Source organism: Georgenia sp. Marseille-Q6866 (assembly GCF_965111665.1).
In genome coordinates, this window is record NZ_CBCOOR010000005.1 from 79,938 (window position 1) to 95,269 (window position 15,332).

The following is a 15,332-nucleotide window of genomic DNA, read 5'->3' on the forward strand; positions in this document are numbered from 1 at the left end:
CTGCCCGCCTCACACGCGGGCACGGGTGCCACTAGGGTCGGCTCCGTGAGACTCCGCCGCGCCCTGGCCCGCGCCTACTGGCGCCTGAGCCGCTGGTCCCCGGACCCGACCCAGCCGCCCGCCGAGGGGCGCGGGATCCTCCTCGGTGCCCCGCACACGTCCAACTGGGACTTCGTCCTCATGCTCGCGCTCTCGTGGCAGTGGGGCGTCAACGTGCGCTGGCTCGGCAAGAACAGCCTGTTCAAGCGGCCTTTTGGCCCGCTCATGCGGGCGCTGGGCGGCATCCCGGTCCAGCGCGAGGACCCGAGCGGGCTCGTGGAGGAGCTCGTCGCGCAGGTGCGCACCGGGCCGACCTACCTCGTCATCACCCCCGAGGGCTCCCGCTCGGCGACTCCGTACTGGAAGTCCGGCTTCTACCGGATCGCCCGGGCCACGGGCATGACCGTCACCCTCGGCTACGTCGACCGCCGCTCCATGACCGCCGGTCTCGGCCCGACCCTCACGATGACCGGTGACGTTCGCGCCGACATGGACAAGGTTCGCGCCTTCTACGCCGGCAAGGTCGGCGTCCGGGGCGGCCCGGAGCGCCTCCCGCGCCTCCACGCCGAGGAGGAGTAGCCCCCACCGCCGTCGCCCCTGGGCCGCCAGCGCCCAGTACCGCCGACAGCTGACTTGTTACTCGCCGCACTCGCGGCCGCGAGCACCTCTCAGGCGGTGCGCACGATCAGGCCGCCGGGCTCGACCCGGGCGTGGACGACGGCGGCCTCGCCGAGGAGGTCGCCGTCGACCTGGACGGACTCCGGCTCCTCCGTGCGGATCGTCAGGGTCTGCGCCCGCCGGAAGTCGATGCTGCCGGTGCTGTAGGGCAGCGGGTCGCGTCGCACGCCCACTCCCTGGAGCACGACCTTGCGCAGCAGGTCGGCCCAGCCGATGATCCCGCCGCGCGTGTCGATGGCCGCGACGTCGAGCCAGCCGTCGTCGAGCTGGGCGTCGGGGAAGAGGACCACGCCGCCAGGCAGACGACCGCAGTTGGCGATCAGCACGGTCCGCGCCTGGAAGGTGGAGGTCTGCGAGGAGTCGCCCAGCTCGAGGGTGGCGCGCATCTTGCGGCCGAGCAGGTGTTTGGCGCCGCCCACGAAGTAGGCGATCCAGCCGATCCGGGCCTTGAGCTCGTCGTCGGCGCCGCCGACCATCGCGGCGTCGAAGCCCATCCCGCCGATGACGAGGAAGACGTGCTCCTTCTCGAGCTCAGCACCGGGCACCTCACCCGCCTTGACCTCCGGCGCCGTGCTGTCGTCCGAGGGCGTGGGCGCGACCTCGGTGCGGCCGGGCTCGCCGCGGTAGACGTCGTCCTCCGGCTGAGTGGCCGCGGGCGGCTTCTCCAGGCGGAGCCAGCCGAGGTCCATCGACCGGTTGCGTCCGGTGAGCGCCGCGACCGCCATGTCGCGGTGGCCGCTGAGCGGGAGGTCGAGGTTGCGGGCGAGGAGGTTGCCGGTACCCATGGGCAGGATGCCCATCGGGGTGCCCGTACCGGCCAGGCCCTGGGCCACGGCGCGGACGGTCCCGTCGCCGCCGGCGGCGATGACGACGGACGCGCCCTGTTCGAGGGCGGTGCGCACCTGGCCGCCGCCCGGGTCCTCGACGGTCGTCTCCAGCCACAGCGGCTCAGGCAGCCCCGACTCCGCGGCGACCTCGGTGATGAGCGCACGGAGCCGCGCGCCGTCGGCACCCTTGGAGGGGTTGAAGACGACGGCGGGTGGTCCGGTCGGCGCCTCGGGCTCCGGCGCTGGGGGGTCGTCGTGCGCGAAGGAGGGGGTGCGGCGCTGCAGCGCGCGCCACACAGCGAGCCCTACGACGAGGCCGGCGACGGCGACGACGAGTGCGATGACGGCGACCCACTGCTCCCAGCCCACGTGCCGACGGTAGTGGTCAGCCCGACCCACCGCGCCCCGGCCGGAAGTGATCCGGCACTCCCGGCGGGCGCGACCGTAGGCGGGGCGGGGCTGTGGGGCGCTACACCTGGCCGGTGCGGACGCGCTCGACCCAGGCGCGGGCGGCGACGAAGTCGGCGTCGTGGGTGCCGGGGGCCACGTGCGGGGCCACCCGGTCCCACCGCGGGTAGGAGCCCATGAAGCGCACGAGCGGGCACACCCGGTGCAGGCCGATGAGCGCGGCCGCGACCCGCTCCTCCGCGACGTGCCCCTCGAGGTCCATCGAGAAGGAGTACCGGCCCAGGGAGTCCCCGATCGGTCGCGACTCGATGCGGGAGAGGTTGACCCCCCGCACCGCGAACTGCTCGAGCATGTCGAGCAGCGCACCGGCCTCGTTGTCGGGCAGGTGGGCCATGAGCGTCGTCTTGTCCGCGCCGGTCGGCTCGGGCAGAGCGCCGGGCCGGGAGACGACGACGAAGCGCGTCACCGCGTGCGGGTTGTCCGCCACGCCCTCGGCGAGCGCCTCCAGGCCGTAGCGCTCGGCCGACAGCGCCGAGCACAGCGCGGCGTCGAAACCGGCCTCACGGCCCATGTCGGCGAGGAGCGCGGCGGCCGCGGCGGTGGACGTCGCCGGGACGTGCACGGCGCCGTCGAGCTCGCGGCCCACCCAGCCGCGGCACTGCGCCCACGCGTGCGGGTGGGTCGAGACCCGGCGCACCTGGTCGAGCGTGGTGCCGGGCACGACGGCGAGGACGAAGGCGACCGGGACGACGACCTCCCCCACGATGACGAGCGGCTCGGGCGAGGACGCGAGCGTGTCGAGGGTGACGTTGACCCCGCCCTCGACGGAGTTCTCCATCGGCACGACGGCGAAGTCGGCGCGGCCGCCGCGGACGGCGTCGAGCGCGGAGACGACGTCGGTGGAGGGGTCGGTGCGCACGTGCTCGGTGCCGACGAAGGCCCGCAGCGCCGCCTCGGTGAAAGTCCCCTCGGGACCGAGGTAGGTGTAGCGGGCCAGCTGCTGCTCGGACATCGGCTCTCCTCTTGCGTCGGTGCGCGCCGTGCGCACCGGGGCAGCCTAGCCAGCGGTCGGCGTCGGGGCCGCCACGTAGGCTGCCGGGGTGAGGCGTCGTCGGAACATCGTCACGCGCGTAGGCCTGCTCCTGCTCGCGGTGGCACTCATCGCAGCACTTGTCCTCCCCGTCGCCGGCACCGCCTTCGCCGCCACGGAGGACGACGACACCGCCCCGGCCCCGTCGGCCGGCGCACCCGTCGTCCTCCTCGGCACGGGCGGGCTGCGCTGGGAGGACCTGTCTGCCCTCGCCACCCCGCGGCTGTGGGCGCTCGCGGAGGACGGCGGCGTCGCGAACTCGGTGGTCCGCTCCGTGCGCTCGAGCACCTGTCCGGCCGACGGCTGGCTCGCCATCTCCGCCGGCCGCCGTGCCGCCGACCTGCCCGCCGCCACCACCGGCGTCTGCCGCCGCCTCGAGGACGCGGCCGACGGCGCGGTCCCCGGCTGGTCGGACTACCTCGCCGCCGCCGCGGACGCCTCCTACGACGCCCGCCCCGGCACCCTGGGCGAGCTCCTCTCCGGTGCCGACGTGGCCGCGGCCGGCGTGGGGCCCGGCGCCGCGATCGCGCTCGCCGACCCGGCCGGCGCCGTCGTCGGCGAGTACGTCCCCCGCCCGGAGGACCCGGCCCGGCTCGGCGGCCTCGTCGAGCGGCTCGCCCCCGAGGCCGGGCTGCTCGTCGTCGACCTCGGTGCCGTCCGCGACCGCGACCACCCGCTCCTGCCCGCCACGGACCGGCGCTTCTCCGGCCCCGAGGACGACGCCCCGGAGAAGGCGACGAGCGACTGGCCGCTGGCCGGGCTCGACCGGACCGAGCAGGTGGCCGTCGTCGAGGCGCGTGCCGCGGCCGTCGTGGACGCCCTGCCCGCCGGCGCCACCGTCCTGCTCACCTCCCTCGCGGACTCCGGCACCACGCCGGTCATGCAGGTGGCCGCGCTCGCCGCGCAGGACGAGGCGGCCGGGATGCTCGAGAGCCGCTCCACCCGCCAGCCGGGCATGATCCAGTCCACCGACCTCCTGCCCACGCTCCTCGACCGCCTCGCGGTCGAGGCCCCCGCGGGCCTGGCCGGGGCGCCGGTCCGGGTCGTCCCGGGCGAGGGCTCCGGCGCCGGCCGCATCGCCACGCTCATCGACGAGAACCGGCACGCGATGGCCGTCCGCCCGCTGACCGCGCCCTTCTTCTCCGGGCTCGTGCTCGTCAACCTCGCGCTCTACGCGCTCGTCACCGTCGGTCTCAACCGCGGCGTCCTCGACCGCGTGAGCCGCTGGCTGAGCCGGCGACGCTCGAGCGGGTGGGCCGGGATCGGCCGCGCCGCGCGGGCCGTCGACCCCGACACCGCGCTGAGGGCGCTACGGGGAGCCGCCGTCACCGTCGCCGCCGTGCCCGTCGCCAGCTACCTCGCCAACCTCCTGCCGTGGTGGCGCACCGGCTCGCCCGGGCTCGTCGTCTACACCGCCACGCTCGCCATCGCGGCGCTCGTCGCCGGGCTCGCCCTGGCCCGGCCCTGGCGCCGCCGCCTCCTCGCGCCCGTGGGGATCGTCGCCGGCATCACCGCCGTCGTCCTCGCCGTCGACGTCATCACCGGCGCCCGGCTCCAGCTTGCCGCGCTCATGGGCGTCCAGCCGCAGGTGGGCGGGCGCTTCTACGGCATCAACAACTCCTCCTTCGCCCTGTGGGCCACGAGCACGGTCCTCACCGCGGCCTGCCTCGCCGAGCCGCTCGTGCGCCGCGGACGACGGCGGGCGGCAGCGCTCGTCGTCGGCGCCGTCGGGCTCGGCGCGACGGTCCTCAACGGGGCGCCGGGCATCGGCGCGGACTTCGGCGGCCCGCCGGCGCTGCTGCCGGCCTTCATCATCCTCGCGCTGCTGGCCCTGGGGGTGCGGCTGACGTGGCGGCGGGTGGTGCTCGTCCTCGGCGTCGCCGCCGTCGTCGCCCTGTCGTTCTCGATCGTCGACTGGCTGCGCCCGCCCGCCGAGCGCAGCCACCTGGGCCGCTTCGTCGAGACCGTGCTCGACGGCGGGCTCCTCGACGTCGTCCTGCGCAAGCTCGGGCAGAACCTCGCCAACCTCTTCGGCTCCACCCTCACCTTCCTCGCCGCGGGCGGGATCGCGCTCGTCATCCTCGTCCTCACCCAGCCGCTGCGCCGCGCTGCGCGGCGGGGCGACCACGCCGCCTACGGGTGGCTCGCGGAGGGCTCCTCGCTGCGGCGGCTCGAGGCGGACGCGCGGATGCTGCGCCCGGCGCTCGTCGCCGTCGCGATCGCACTGGGGATCGGCTTCGCGGTCAACGACTCCGGCATCGTCATCCCCGCGATCGGCATCTCGGTCGCGGTACCGCTCCTCATCGGGGTGGTCGCGAGCTGGCTGCTGCGGCTGCGGGCGGCCAGGCCGGCTCAGCCGGTGGCGACGGCGCGGTAGGGCCGGCCGGGCTCCTGCTGCGTGGGGCGGTCGCCGAGCTGGCGCGCGCCCACCCGCACGCCGCGGGCACGGCGCACCGCGGCGGCGAGCATGACGTCGCGGTACTGGGCGGCGCGGTGGAGCTGGCCGCCGAGGTCGTTGCTGCTCGCACGGTGCTGCAGGTCGCAGGGCACCTCGACGAGCGTGAAGCCCTTGACGAGCAGGTCGATCGTCATGCCGGTCTCCACGCCCCACCCGGCGGCCAGCGGCACGGCCGCCTCGAAGGCCTCGCGGGTGAGGCAGCGCTGGCCGGACAGCGGCTGGGTGGGCAGCCAGCCGGTCGCGCCTGCGATGGCGCGCCGGGCCTTGCCGACGACGATCCCGCGCCCGCCCGCACCGGGCTGGGGCGGCAGGACGGCGATGGCGCAGTCGGCGGTGCCGCCGAGCACGGCGTCCACGAGCGGGGCGACCCCGACGGCGGTCTCCCCGAGGTCGGCGTCGATGAACAGGAGGAGCCGGCGCGGACCGTCCGGGGCGTCGCGCATGGCGACGACGGAAGCACCGGTCTCCATCGCCGAGGCCTTGCCCCGGTTGACGGAGTGGCGTACGACGACGGCGCCCGCGGCCCGGGCGATGTGCTGGGTCGCGTCGGTGGAGCCGTCGTCGACGACGACGACGAGGTCGACGTGCGGGATGGCACGTGCGGCCCTGACGGTCGCCGCGATCCGCTCGCCCTCGTCCTTGGCCGGGATCACGACGGCGACCCGCTGGGGGCTGGGGCGCCGGTTCACCCCTCGAGCGTAGTGGCGGTCAGGGCCTTCGTGCAGGTTCACGGCACAGGGCCGTCAGCGCAGCGTGACCTGGCGGGAGACGATCCCCGCGCGAGCGCGCCGGGCGTCGGCGTCGAGCGGGCCCGTCTCCGCGAGCGCCGCCTCCAGACGCTTCTCGAACTCGGCGCACGGACCGGCGAGCTCGTCGGCCTCGGTGCCGGGCACCAGCTCCCACACCGGCACGAGGATCCCGCTGGTGCGGAAGGCCCCGACGAAGCGGGCGCCCTCCTCCAGCTCGGACTCGCGGCGGGCGTGGAGACGGGCGAAGGCGTCCAGGACGTCCTCCTGCGGCTCGGGGCGTGCCCAGCGCAGGAACTCCCGGCCCATGCGGCACCAGTACGCGGACTCGACGCCGTCGACCTTGACGGTCGGGACGATGCCCTCGCTGGACTGCTCGATGGCGGCGGTGACCTCCGCGTCGCGCTCCTGGTCGGCGGCGAGCCAGAACGCGAAGTCGTCGTGGATCACCGGCTCGAAGGGGACGGTGAGGTCGAGGACGTCCTGCAGGCGCGGGCCCGGCTCGAGGATGCCGAGGTTGAGGACCGGCGCGCCGGGCTCGGCGTCGAGGGCGAGGAGGAGCGCGGCGGCGACGTCGCGGCTCGCGTCCCCGGACTTCGCGGCGGTCTGCAGGCCGACGAGGACGGTGCCGTCCTCGCGGTGCAGCGCCGGCCACAGCTCGGGGAGCATGGTGGCGACGACGACCTCACGGGAGCCGTACTCCGCCGTCGTGCGGACGGTGGCGGTCGCCGAGGGGACGACCTCGCGCATCGCGACCCAGTCCGTCTCCCCCGGCAGGCCCTCGAAGGGACGCTCGACGAAGGGCACCTCCGCCCGCTTCGGGCGGGGGCTCTCGGACTGGCGCTTACGGCTCTTCTTACCCATGGTCACCAAGCCTATCGGTGACTACAGGACGTACGGGTCACGGCCCTCGTCGGCGGTCATCGGCAGGCCCGCCCCGCCCCAGGCATGCATGCCGCCGTCGAGGTTGCGGGCGGTGAAGCCGGAGTGGTTGAGCCACGCGGTGGCGCGCATCGAGCGGCCGCCGGAGCGGCACACGACGAGAAGGTCCTCCTCGGGCAGGTCATCGAGGCGGTCGGGCAGCTCGCCGAGCGGGATGTGGACCGCGCCGGGGATGTGCCCGGCGTCCCACTCGTTCTGCTCGCGCACGTCGAGGACCGCGTGCCCGGCCGGGACGGGCGCGGCGGGGTCGAGGTCGCCGACGGTGAGGTCACTGGGCTGGTCGAGGTCGTCCATGCGATCCACGGTAGCTCGCCCGCGGGTACTGGGCGCTCGGCGAAGGGAGCGCTGATCGGTGGGCCGGGGTGCGGGCGGGGTGGCAGGATCGGGGCATGCACGAGCGCGCCGGAACCCCCGCCCTGCCCGAGGACCTCATCGACGTCGACGCGGTCGTCTCCGCGTACTACGACCGCACGCCCGACATGGACGACCCGTCCCAGCAGGTGGCCTTCGGGACTTCCGGCCACCGCGGCTCGAGCCTGGACTCCGCCTTCACCGAGGCCCACATCGTCGCGACGACGGCGGCCATCGTCGAGTACCGCCGCGCGCAGGGCACCGACGGCCCCCTCTTCATCGGCCGCGACACCCACGCGCTGTCCGAGCCCGCCTGGCGCACCGCCGTCGAGGTCCTCGCCGCCGCCGGGGTCGAGCTGCGGGTCGACGCCCGCGACCCCTTCACCCCCACTCCCGCCGTCTCCCACGCGATCCTCCTCGCCAACGGGGCCGGCACCGCCGCCGGCGTCCGCGTCGAGGGCCCGGGCCGCGCGGACGGCATCGTCGTCACCCCCTCCCACAACCCGCCCCGCGACGGCGGCTTCAAGTACAACCCGCCGCACGGCGGGCCGGCCGGCTCCGACGCGACCTCGTGGATCGCCGCGCGCGCCAACGAGATCCTCCGCTCCGGCGTCGCCGCCGTCCCCCGCATCCCCGTGGAGCGGGCGCTGGCCGCGGAGACCACCCGGCGCCACGACTTCCTCGCGGCGTACGTCGACGACCTCGCCAACGTCGTCGACCTCGAGGCCATCGCCGGTGCCGGCGTGCGCATCGGCGCGGACCCCCTCGGTGGCGCCGCCGTCGAGTACTGGGGCGCGATCGGCGAGCGCTACGGGCTCGACCTCACCGTCGTCAACCCGACGGTCGACCCGCGGTGGTCGTTCATGACCCTCGACTGGGACGGCAAGATCCGCATGGACTGCTCCTCGCCGTCGGCGATGGCCTCGCTGCTGCGGGTCATGCGCCCCGAGGACGGCGGACCGGCCCCCTACGACATCGCCACCGGGAACGACGCCGACTCCGACCGGCACGGCATCGTCACGCCCGACGGCGGGCTGATGAACCCCAACCACTTCCTCGCCGTCGCCATCGAGTACCTCTTCGCCCACCGGCCGGGCTGGCCCGAGGCCGCTGCCGTGGGCAAGACCCTCGTCTCCTCCGCGCTCATCGACCGGGTGGCGGCCGGGCTGCGACGGCGCCTGCTCGAGGTGCCGGTGGGCTTCAAGTACTTCGTGCCCGGCCTGCTCGACTCCTCGGTCGGTTTCGGCGGCGAGGAGTCGGCCGGTGCGTCCTTCCTGCGCCACGACGGCTCGGTGTGGACCACCGACAAGGACGGCATCATCCTCGGGCTGCTCGCCTCGGAGATCCTCGCGGTCACCGGCCGCAGCCCGAGCCAGCTCCACGAGGAGCAGGTCGAGCGCTTCGGCGCCTCCGCGTACGCCCGCATCGACGCCCCGGCCAGCCGCGAGCAGAAGGCGAAGCTCGGGGCGCTGAGCCCCGACGCCGTCACCGCGACGACGCTCGCCGGCGACCCGATCACCGCGCGGCTCGTCCGCGCGCCCGGCAACGACGAGCCGATCGGCGGGCTCAAGGTCACCACCGAGCACGCGTGGTTCGCCGCCCGCCCCTCGGGCACCGAGGACGTCTACAAGATCTACGCCGAGTCCTTCCGCGGCGAGGAGCACCTCGCCCAGGTGCAGGCCGAGGCGAAGACCGTCGTCGACGACGCCCTCGGGTGAGGACCACCGTCACGGTCTGAGCATCCTGCCGGGTGCACGAAGGCCCGGACCCCACACGGGTCCGGGCCTTCGTCGTCCTCAGGCGCGCGCGCCCAGCCGCCTGGTCGCCGCTCCGGCGCCCAGCAGGAGGAGCACGGCCAGTGCCGCGACGGCCACGGGAGCACCGGTCGAGGGCAGCCTGCCCCCGCCGGAGCCGCCGGAGCCGCCGGTGGACGCGCCGTTGCCCGACCCATCGTCACCGGAGCCGTCGTCACCAGAGCCGCTTCCGGACCCGTCGTCGTCGGAGCCGTCACTCGGCCCGCCGCCACCGGGGGTGTCGTCGCCGTCCGAGTCGTCCGGCACCTGGGTGAAGGTGACGGAACGGACCTCGGAGTCGGCCTCGCCACCGTGGGCGTCCGTCGCCGTGACGTACCAGGAGTGCGTCCCGTCGGCCGGCACCCACGACGCCGTGACGACGGCGCCGCTCGGGACGTCGGCGAGCTTGGCGATCGCCCGCTCCGAGCCGGGGGTGATCTCCGTGTCGGTGAGGACCTCGGCGCCGAACGCGTCGGTGCGCAGCTCCTTGACGCGGCTGACGATGCCCGCCGTCTCGTAGCTGATGACGAAGTCCTGGTTCTCCAGCTCGAGGGACTCGTGGTCGGAGTTGTAGACCTCGAGCGACGGCGAGTAGGTCCGCACGCGGATCTCCTCGTCCTCGTTGTCGAACTGGAGGAGCCGGAGGAAACCGAGGCCCCCCTCGGCCAGGCCCTGGTAGTCGAAGAGCATCTGCGTGACGGTCCGGTCGTCGACGCCGTCACCGTCGTCGTCGAAGGAGTCGTACCGCGTGTACGCGTCGTGGTAGTGCCCCGACATGACCATCGAGACGTTCGGGTTGGTCGCCACGACCTCGTCCTGGATCTGCTGCGGGATCGGTCCGAGCCCACCGGTCGTGAGGAGGTACTCGTGGAGGTTGATGATCCCGACGCGCTCGGGGTACTCGGCGAGCACCTCGTTCATCCACGCGATCTCCTCGTCGCCCGGGTCCCAGCCCATCGACACGACGATGAAGTCGATGCCGCCGGCCGTGAAGAGGTCGTAGTGGCCCCGGTTGTTCTCGTACGAGCCGCCGTACCAGGGGTTGTCCGCGAACCGGGCCTCGCCGAAGAACCGGCCGTACTCCGTCCAGTCGCTGTCGAAGTTGCCGACGTCGTGGTTCCCCGCCAGCACGCCGTACGGCAGGCCGGCGTCGTCGAGCAGCTGGTAGGCCGGGTCGGCGTTGGCCCACTGGTAGGGCTGGTCGAAGTCGTCGACGATGTCGCCGGTGTGGAACAGGTACTGGAGGTTGACGCCCTCGCGCTGCTCCAGCAGGTAGTTGTGGATGCCCAGCTGGTGCTCGTAGAACTCCTCGTTGTAGTACTGCGTGTCCGACTCCCAGGCGAGGGTGAAGTCGTACTCGCTGCGCGGGGTGTCCTGCGGGTGCGCGGGCTCCACGACGGTGTCGCGGTCGCTGAGGTTCTCCCCCGCCCAGCCCTCGGAGTGCTGGACGAGGAAGCGCGCGGTGCCGTCGACGAGGTGGTCGGCCGTCGGGACGTCGGCCGCAAGCGTGAACTCCTCGGCCTCCGTCGTGACGTGCCGGTCGACCTCCTCCCACGCCTCGTCGGCCGTGTTCCACACGTGGAGGAGGACCTTGGCCGACGCGTTGGCGGAGCCGTCCCACGTCACCCGGACCGACGCGCCCTCACCGGAACCGGCCGGCACTGCGACGTCGAAGGTCTGGTACGGCAGGGCGTCGGTGCTGCTGACGTCCACCGACTGCCCGTCGACGGCACGCAGAGCCGCCCGCTGCTCCTCGTCCGGCTCCACGCCCTCACGCTCCGCCGCGAGCGCGTCACGGGTCTCACCGGAGGTGACCGTGACGGCGGCGTCGGAGGCGTCGTAGCTGTAGGCCTCGCGGAAGACGACGTCGAGCGCGTCGCCCGCCTCGTCGGCGACCTGGGCGACGAGCTCCACCTCGGGGCCACTGACCTCGGCACCGTCCAGGGGGGAGAGGAGGTCGACCGTCGGGTCCTCCTCCGGCGTCGTGAAGGTCTCGCCGACCTCCGCGACGTTCCCGGCGGCGTCGGTCGCCGTGACGACGAGGGTGTGCTCCCCGGCGGCGAGGTCGGTCGACGACGTCTCGTGCGGCAGCTCGACCGCCGCGCCGTCGAGCGTAGCGACGACGTCGACGACCTCGGTGGTCGCGTCCGTGACCTCGGCGTCGAGGACGATCCCGCCCTGGAGCCGGTCCTCGGTGCGGGTGTCGGCCGTGAGCGCGGGCGTCACCTCGGGGGCGGTGTTGTCGACGACGACGTCGGCAGACGCGGCGGACTCACCGTCGGTCGCGCTGACGGTGTGCGGGCCGTCCGCCACGTCGGTCGTGTCCCAGGCGTAGCCCTCGGCGACGTAGGCGTCGTCGGGGATGGTGAACACCGCGGGGTAGTTGTCGTACTTGCTGTCGTTGGTGTCCCCCATGGGGATGTTGCCGCCGGCGTAGCCGGCCGGGGCGAGCGTGCGCCCGTCCGGCAGGATGAGGCGCGGCGAGCTGATGGTGTAGTCGTCGTTGTTCTCGTTGTCGTCCTCGCACGGCCAGGCCTTGGTGCCGGCCGACACGATGACGGTGAGCTCCTCACCCTGGACGACGTCCGTGAGCGGGACGTCCGCGGTGACCGTCTCGACGTCGGCGTAGGTGCCGCGCTCGAAGATCGTCAGCACCCGCCCGGACTTGCACTGCTGGTCGAGCGTCTCGCCCTCGCCCGGCATGACGACGGCGTTGCGGAAGCGGTCGTCCGTGGCCGTGACGTCGACGGCGAAGACGGGCGAGTGCTCGAGCTGGGCGGTGGTCGGGGTGCGGGCCTCGCCGTCGACCGACAGGGTGAGACCGGCGGGGTAGCTGTCGCCGGCGGCGGAGACCGTCATGGTGCCGGACACCACGTCACCGTCCTTGACGCTGAGGCGGACCGGGCCGGTCGACGCACCCTCGACGTCCACGCGCACAACGTCGCCGACCGTCTCGTTCGTGCCGTCCGAGGCGACGAACCGGTACTCGTAGTACTTCTTGCCGGTGAGGTCGACGGCGCCGACGGTGTGCGCGTAGGTGTCGCCCTCCGCGACGAGGAGGCTGTGGTCGGTGAACTCCGCGTCGATGTCCGAGCGCAGCTGCAGCGTGACGCTACGGACGAGCGTGTCGTCGGTGATCGTCGCGGAGACGGTGAAGTCCTGCGCGGGGTTGACGGTGTCCGGCGTGGTGTCGGCGACCTGCGGCGCCACCGTGTCCGGCGTCATCGCGGTGAGCTCTGCCGGGACCTGGTCCGCGTCCACGGAGCCCGGGCTCGCGGGGCGGGACCCGAGGAGGGTCTGCTGCGAGAAGTTCTCGGCGTCGGCGGCGTAGGCCAGGCCCTGGTCGGTGACGACGTCGCGGACGCCGCCCATGTTGTAGAAGCCCTCGCTGACCGTGACCCCGGTCGCGGTCATGATCTCCATGCCGCGGGCGCTGCCGTTGGCCATGCCCCCGACGTGGGCCTCGAGAATTCGCGCCTCAGGGACCTCGGTGCTCCAGAAGGCGTTGAAGTCAGCCCGGGTGAGGTCGTCGTTGGCGCCGTTCTTCACCCAGATGACGACGGCCTCGCCCGGCGGGACGATGGCGTCCGCGGGCTCCGCCGGCCACAGCGCGGAGCTGCCGCTGTCGGGGTACTGGTAGCGGACGTGGTAGTCGGAGAAGTCGATCGGCTCCGTCGTCGTGTTGTAGACCTCGATGTACTCGTAGCCGTCGCTCGAGCCGACGTTCGTGGAGTCGACGACGAGCTCGGTGAGCATGATGTTGCCGACGCGGGAGTCTGCCGGCAGCGCGGGGATCGACTCGGTCGGCTCCTCGGGCTCCTCGGGCTGCTCAGGCTCCTCGCCACCGCGGTCCTCGAGCTGGGCGGGGTCGACCACGCCGGGCGACGCCGGAGCAGGGCCGGCGAGGAGGTCCATCGAACGCGTCGCCGCGTCGACCGGCACCCGGAAGTGCGCGCCCAGGTCGATGCCCGCGGAGCCCGACGGGTAGAAGGACCACCCGACGACCTCGCCGTCGGCCCCGGTGATGCGGATCCCGCGGTTGCCCCCGTTGGCCAGGCCCGGCTGGCCGGTCATGCGCACGACGTCGTAGGCCTCGGCCGAGCCGCCGCGCTCGGCCCAGAAGGCGCGGAAGTCGTCCTCGTCGTAGGCGAAGGAGTTGACGTTGCCGTCCTCGCTCTCGTAGGAGAGCCAGAGGACGACCGTGCCGCCGGCGGGCACGACCGTCCCGGCCGGCACCTCGAGCGGCACGTTGTTGCCGCCGTCGGCGTTGTCCTCGAAGGCGTAGGAGAAGGTGTAGCCCCCCTCCCCGATGGTGACGTCGGCGTCGGTGGGGTTGGTGACCTCGACGTACTCGAAGTGGTCGTAGCTGTCCGGGTTGGGCACGATCTCCGTGACGACGAGCGGCCAGGTGGCAGCGGGTGCCGCGACGACGGGCGCGACGAGCGTCCCGAGCGTCAGCGCGGCGAGCGCCGTCGTCGCGACGGCCGCGCGGCGGGTGTGGTGGGCTCTCATGGGCCTCGGCTTCCTCGTATCGACAGGGGCAGGCCGACCGTAGGAGAGGTGGGTGACCCACCGGTGAACGGAAGGCGTCCGGACGGTTCGACGTGCGGGAGCAGTGCCGTCCCGCCAGACTCGGGGCACCTCAACGAAAGGATGGGTCATGGGAATCGGCGGAGGGATCTTCCTCATCGTGGTCGGCGCGGTCCTTGCCTTCGGGCTGAGCCCGGACACGTGGGAGGTCTTCAACATCCAGATCATCGGCTACATCCTCATGGCGGTGGGCGTGCTCGCCCTCGTGCTCGCCTTCGCCATGCAGCGCCAGCGTCGCAACAGCAGCCACACCGAGTACGTCGAGCGACGGGACATCGGCAACCCCCCGCCGCCGGTGCGCTGAGCCACCTCCACGCGGCCCGCGTCCCCTCTCTCGGGGCGCGGGCCGCGGCACGCTCCCCTACGGTCGAGCACATGGCTCGCCCCTCCCTCGCCGCCTCCCTGGAGGACGGACTCAACCGCCGCCTCCTGCCCTACCTGCGACGACGGGGGTGGCGCCCCACGACCATCACCTACACCGGCTACGGCACGCCCGAGCGCCTGCGGGTCCTCGCCCGCGTGCTCCTCAAGGAGGACGACGGCGACGTCGCGGCGGCCGACGTCGGTGCCACCGAGCCCGAGCTCGCCGAGGCGCAGGAGGCCGAGCGCGGGTGGCGCTCCTTCCTCACCACGCCCGTGTCGCACCTGCCGGTCGTCGTCGAGATCGCCGGCCGCCAGCACGCCGCGCGGGTGGACCGCGGCGGCTACCTCGACCTCCTCGTCCCCGACCACGGCCTGCCGCCGGGGTGGCACGACATCACCGTGCGCGCCCGCGGCGCCCGGCCGACGACGGCACGGGTGCTCGTCATCGGTGCCGAGACCCGCTTCGGTGTCATCAGCGACATCGACGACACCGTCATGGTCACCCGCGTGCCGCGGCCGCTTGTCGCCGCGTGGAACACCTTCGTCCGGCACACGAGCACCCGCCAGCCGGTGCCCGGGATGGCCGAGCTCTTCCAGCACGTGCAGGCGGCCCGGCCCGGTGCGCCGGTGCTCTACCTGTCGACCGGCGCGTGGAACGTCGTGCCCGCCCTCGAGCGCTTCTTCCGCCGCAGCGACCTGCCCGCCGGGCCGATGCTCATGACCGACTGGGGGCCGACGAACACCGGCTGGTTCCGCAGCGGGCAGGAGCACAAGCGCACGACGCTGCGGCGCCTGCTCATCGACTTCCCCGAGGTGAGCTGGCTGCTCGTGGGCGACGACGGGCAGCACGACCCGGAGATCTACGCCGAGCTCGCGCGCGAGCACCCCGACCGCGTCACCGCCGTCGCCATCCGCCAGCTCACCCCGACCGAGCACGTGCTCTCCCACGGCACCCGCAGGCCATGGACGGCGGGCGCGGGCAGCACGACGGCGGCCGGCTCACCGAGGGACGCCGCGTCCCCTTCGTCGAGGCCGGCGACGGCGAGG

General features: G+C 73.8%; 10 protein-coding genes and 1 pseudogene. 5 read left to right on the forward strand and 6 right to left on the reverse strand.

The window, feature by feature from the left end; all coding sequences use genetic code 11:
- Window positions 1–45: 45 nt before the first annotated feature.
- The gene (locus ACWPXV_RS06120) at window positions 46–618 is read left to right on the forward strand and encodes a 1-acyl-sn-glycerol-3-phosphate acyltransferase (protein ID WP_454084395.1); all 573 of its coding nucleotides are present in this window, start codon (window positions 46–48) and stop codon (window positions 616–618) included.
- An 89-nt stretch (window positions 619–707) separates the two neighbouring features.
- On the opposite strand, the gene ACWPXV_RS06125 is transcribed toward ACWPXV_RS06120, so the two are convergent.
- Complete coding sequence (locus tag ACWPXV_RS06125; RefSeq protein WP_454084396.1) at window positions 708–1,913, reverse strand: diacylglycerol/lipid kinase family protein; 1,206 nt, start codon at window positions 1,911–1,913, stop codon at window positions 708–710.
- A gap of 100 nt (window positions 1,914–2,013) precedes the next feature.
- Entirely contained in the window at window positions 2,014–2,964 is a 951-nt protein-coding gene (gene pheA / locus ACWPXV_RS06130) for a prephenate dehydratase (protein WP_454084397.1), read from the reverse strand.
- Window positions 2,965–3,052: 88 nt separating this feature from the next.
- On the opposite strand from pheA, the gene ACWPXV_RS06135 reads away from it, so the two are divergent.
- Window positions 3,053–5,419: a hypothetical protein gene (locus ACWPXV_RS06135; protein WP_454084398.1), complete on the forward strand. Its 2,367-nt coding sequence runs from the start codon at window positions 3,053–3,055 to the stop codon at window positions 5,417–5,419.
- Here the strand turns inward: ACWPXV_RS06135 and ACWPXV_RS06140 are convergent.
- The 3 genes from ACWPXV_RS06140 to ACWPXV_RS06150 are packed head-to-tail and all read right to left on the reverse strand — an operon-like array spanning window position 5,395 to window position 7,482.
- Complete coding sequence (locus ACWPXV_RS06140) at window positions 5,395–6,189, reverse strand: glycosyltransferase family 2 protein (protein ID WP_454084399.1); 795 nt, start codon at window positions 6,187–6,189, stop codon at window positions 5,395–5,397. The two genes, ACWPXV_RS06135 and ACWPXV_RS06140, sit on opposite strands and share 25 nt — an antisense overlap.
- A 54-nt stretch (window positions 6,190–6,243) precedes the next feature.
- A complete protein-coding gene (locus ACWPXV_RS06145) occupies window positions 6,244–7,110 on the reverse strand; it encodes a DUF5926 family protein (RefSeq protein ID WP_454084400.1) in 867 nt (288 codons plus the stop codon).
- 21 nt (window positions 7,111–7,131) lie between these two features.
- On the reverse strand, window positions 7,132–7,482 hold the full coding sequence (locus ACWPXV_RS06150) for a rhodanese-like domain-containing protein (RefSeq protein WP_454084401.1): 351 nt from the start codon (window positions 7,480–7,482) through the stop codon (window positions 7,132–7,134).
- A gap of 95 nt (window positions 7,483–7,577) precedes the next feature.
- Here ACWPXV_RS06150 and pgm point away from each other — a divergent pair, with 95 nt between their 5' ends.
- Window positions 7,578–9,257, forward strand: a complete 1,680-nt coding sequence (gene pgm / locus ACWPXV_RS06155) for a phosphoglucomutase (alpha-D-glucose-1,6-bisphosphate-dependent) (RefSeq protein WP_454084402.1) — start codon at window positions 7,578–7,580, stop codon at window positions 9,255–9,257.
- Window positions 9,258–9,335: 78 nt separating this feature from the next.
- Here pgm and ACWPXV_RS06160 read toward each other — a convergent pair whose 3' ends face one another.
- On the reverse strand, window positions 9,336–13,844 hold the full coding sequence (locus ACWPXV_RS06160) for a lamin tail domain-containing protein (RefSeq protein ID WP_454084403.1): 4,509 nt from the start codon (window positions 13,842–13,844) through the stop codon (window positions 9,336–9,338).
- 148 nt (window positions 13,845–13,992) lie between these two features.
- Between ACWPXV_RS06160 and ACWPXV_RS06165 the strand changes: the two genes are divergently transcribed.
- On the forward strand, window positions 13,993–14,226 hold the full coding sequence (locus tag ACWPXV_RS06165; RefSeq protein WP_454084404.1) for a DUF6458 family protein: 234 nt from the start codon (window positions 13,993–13,995) through the stop codon (window positions 14,224–14,226).
- A gap of 554 nt (window positions 14,227–14,780) precedes the next feature.
- Window positions 14,781–15,143: pseudogene (locus ACWPXV_RS06170) on the forward strand (phosphatase domain-containing protein); the annotation flags it as partial.
- Between the last annotated feature and the right edge of the window lie 189 nt (window positions 15,144–15,332).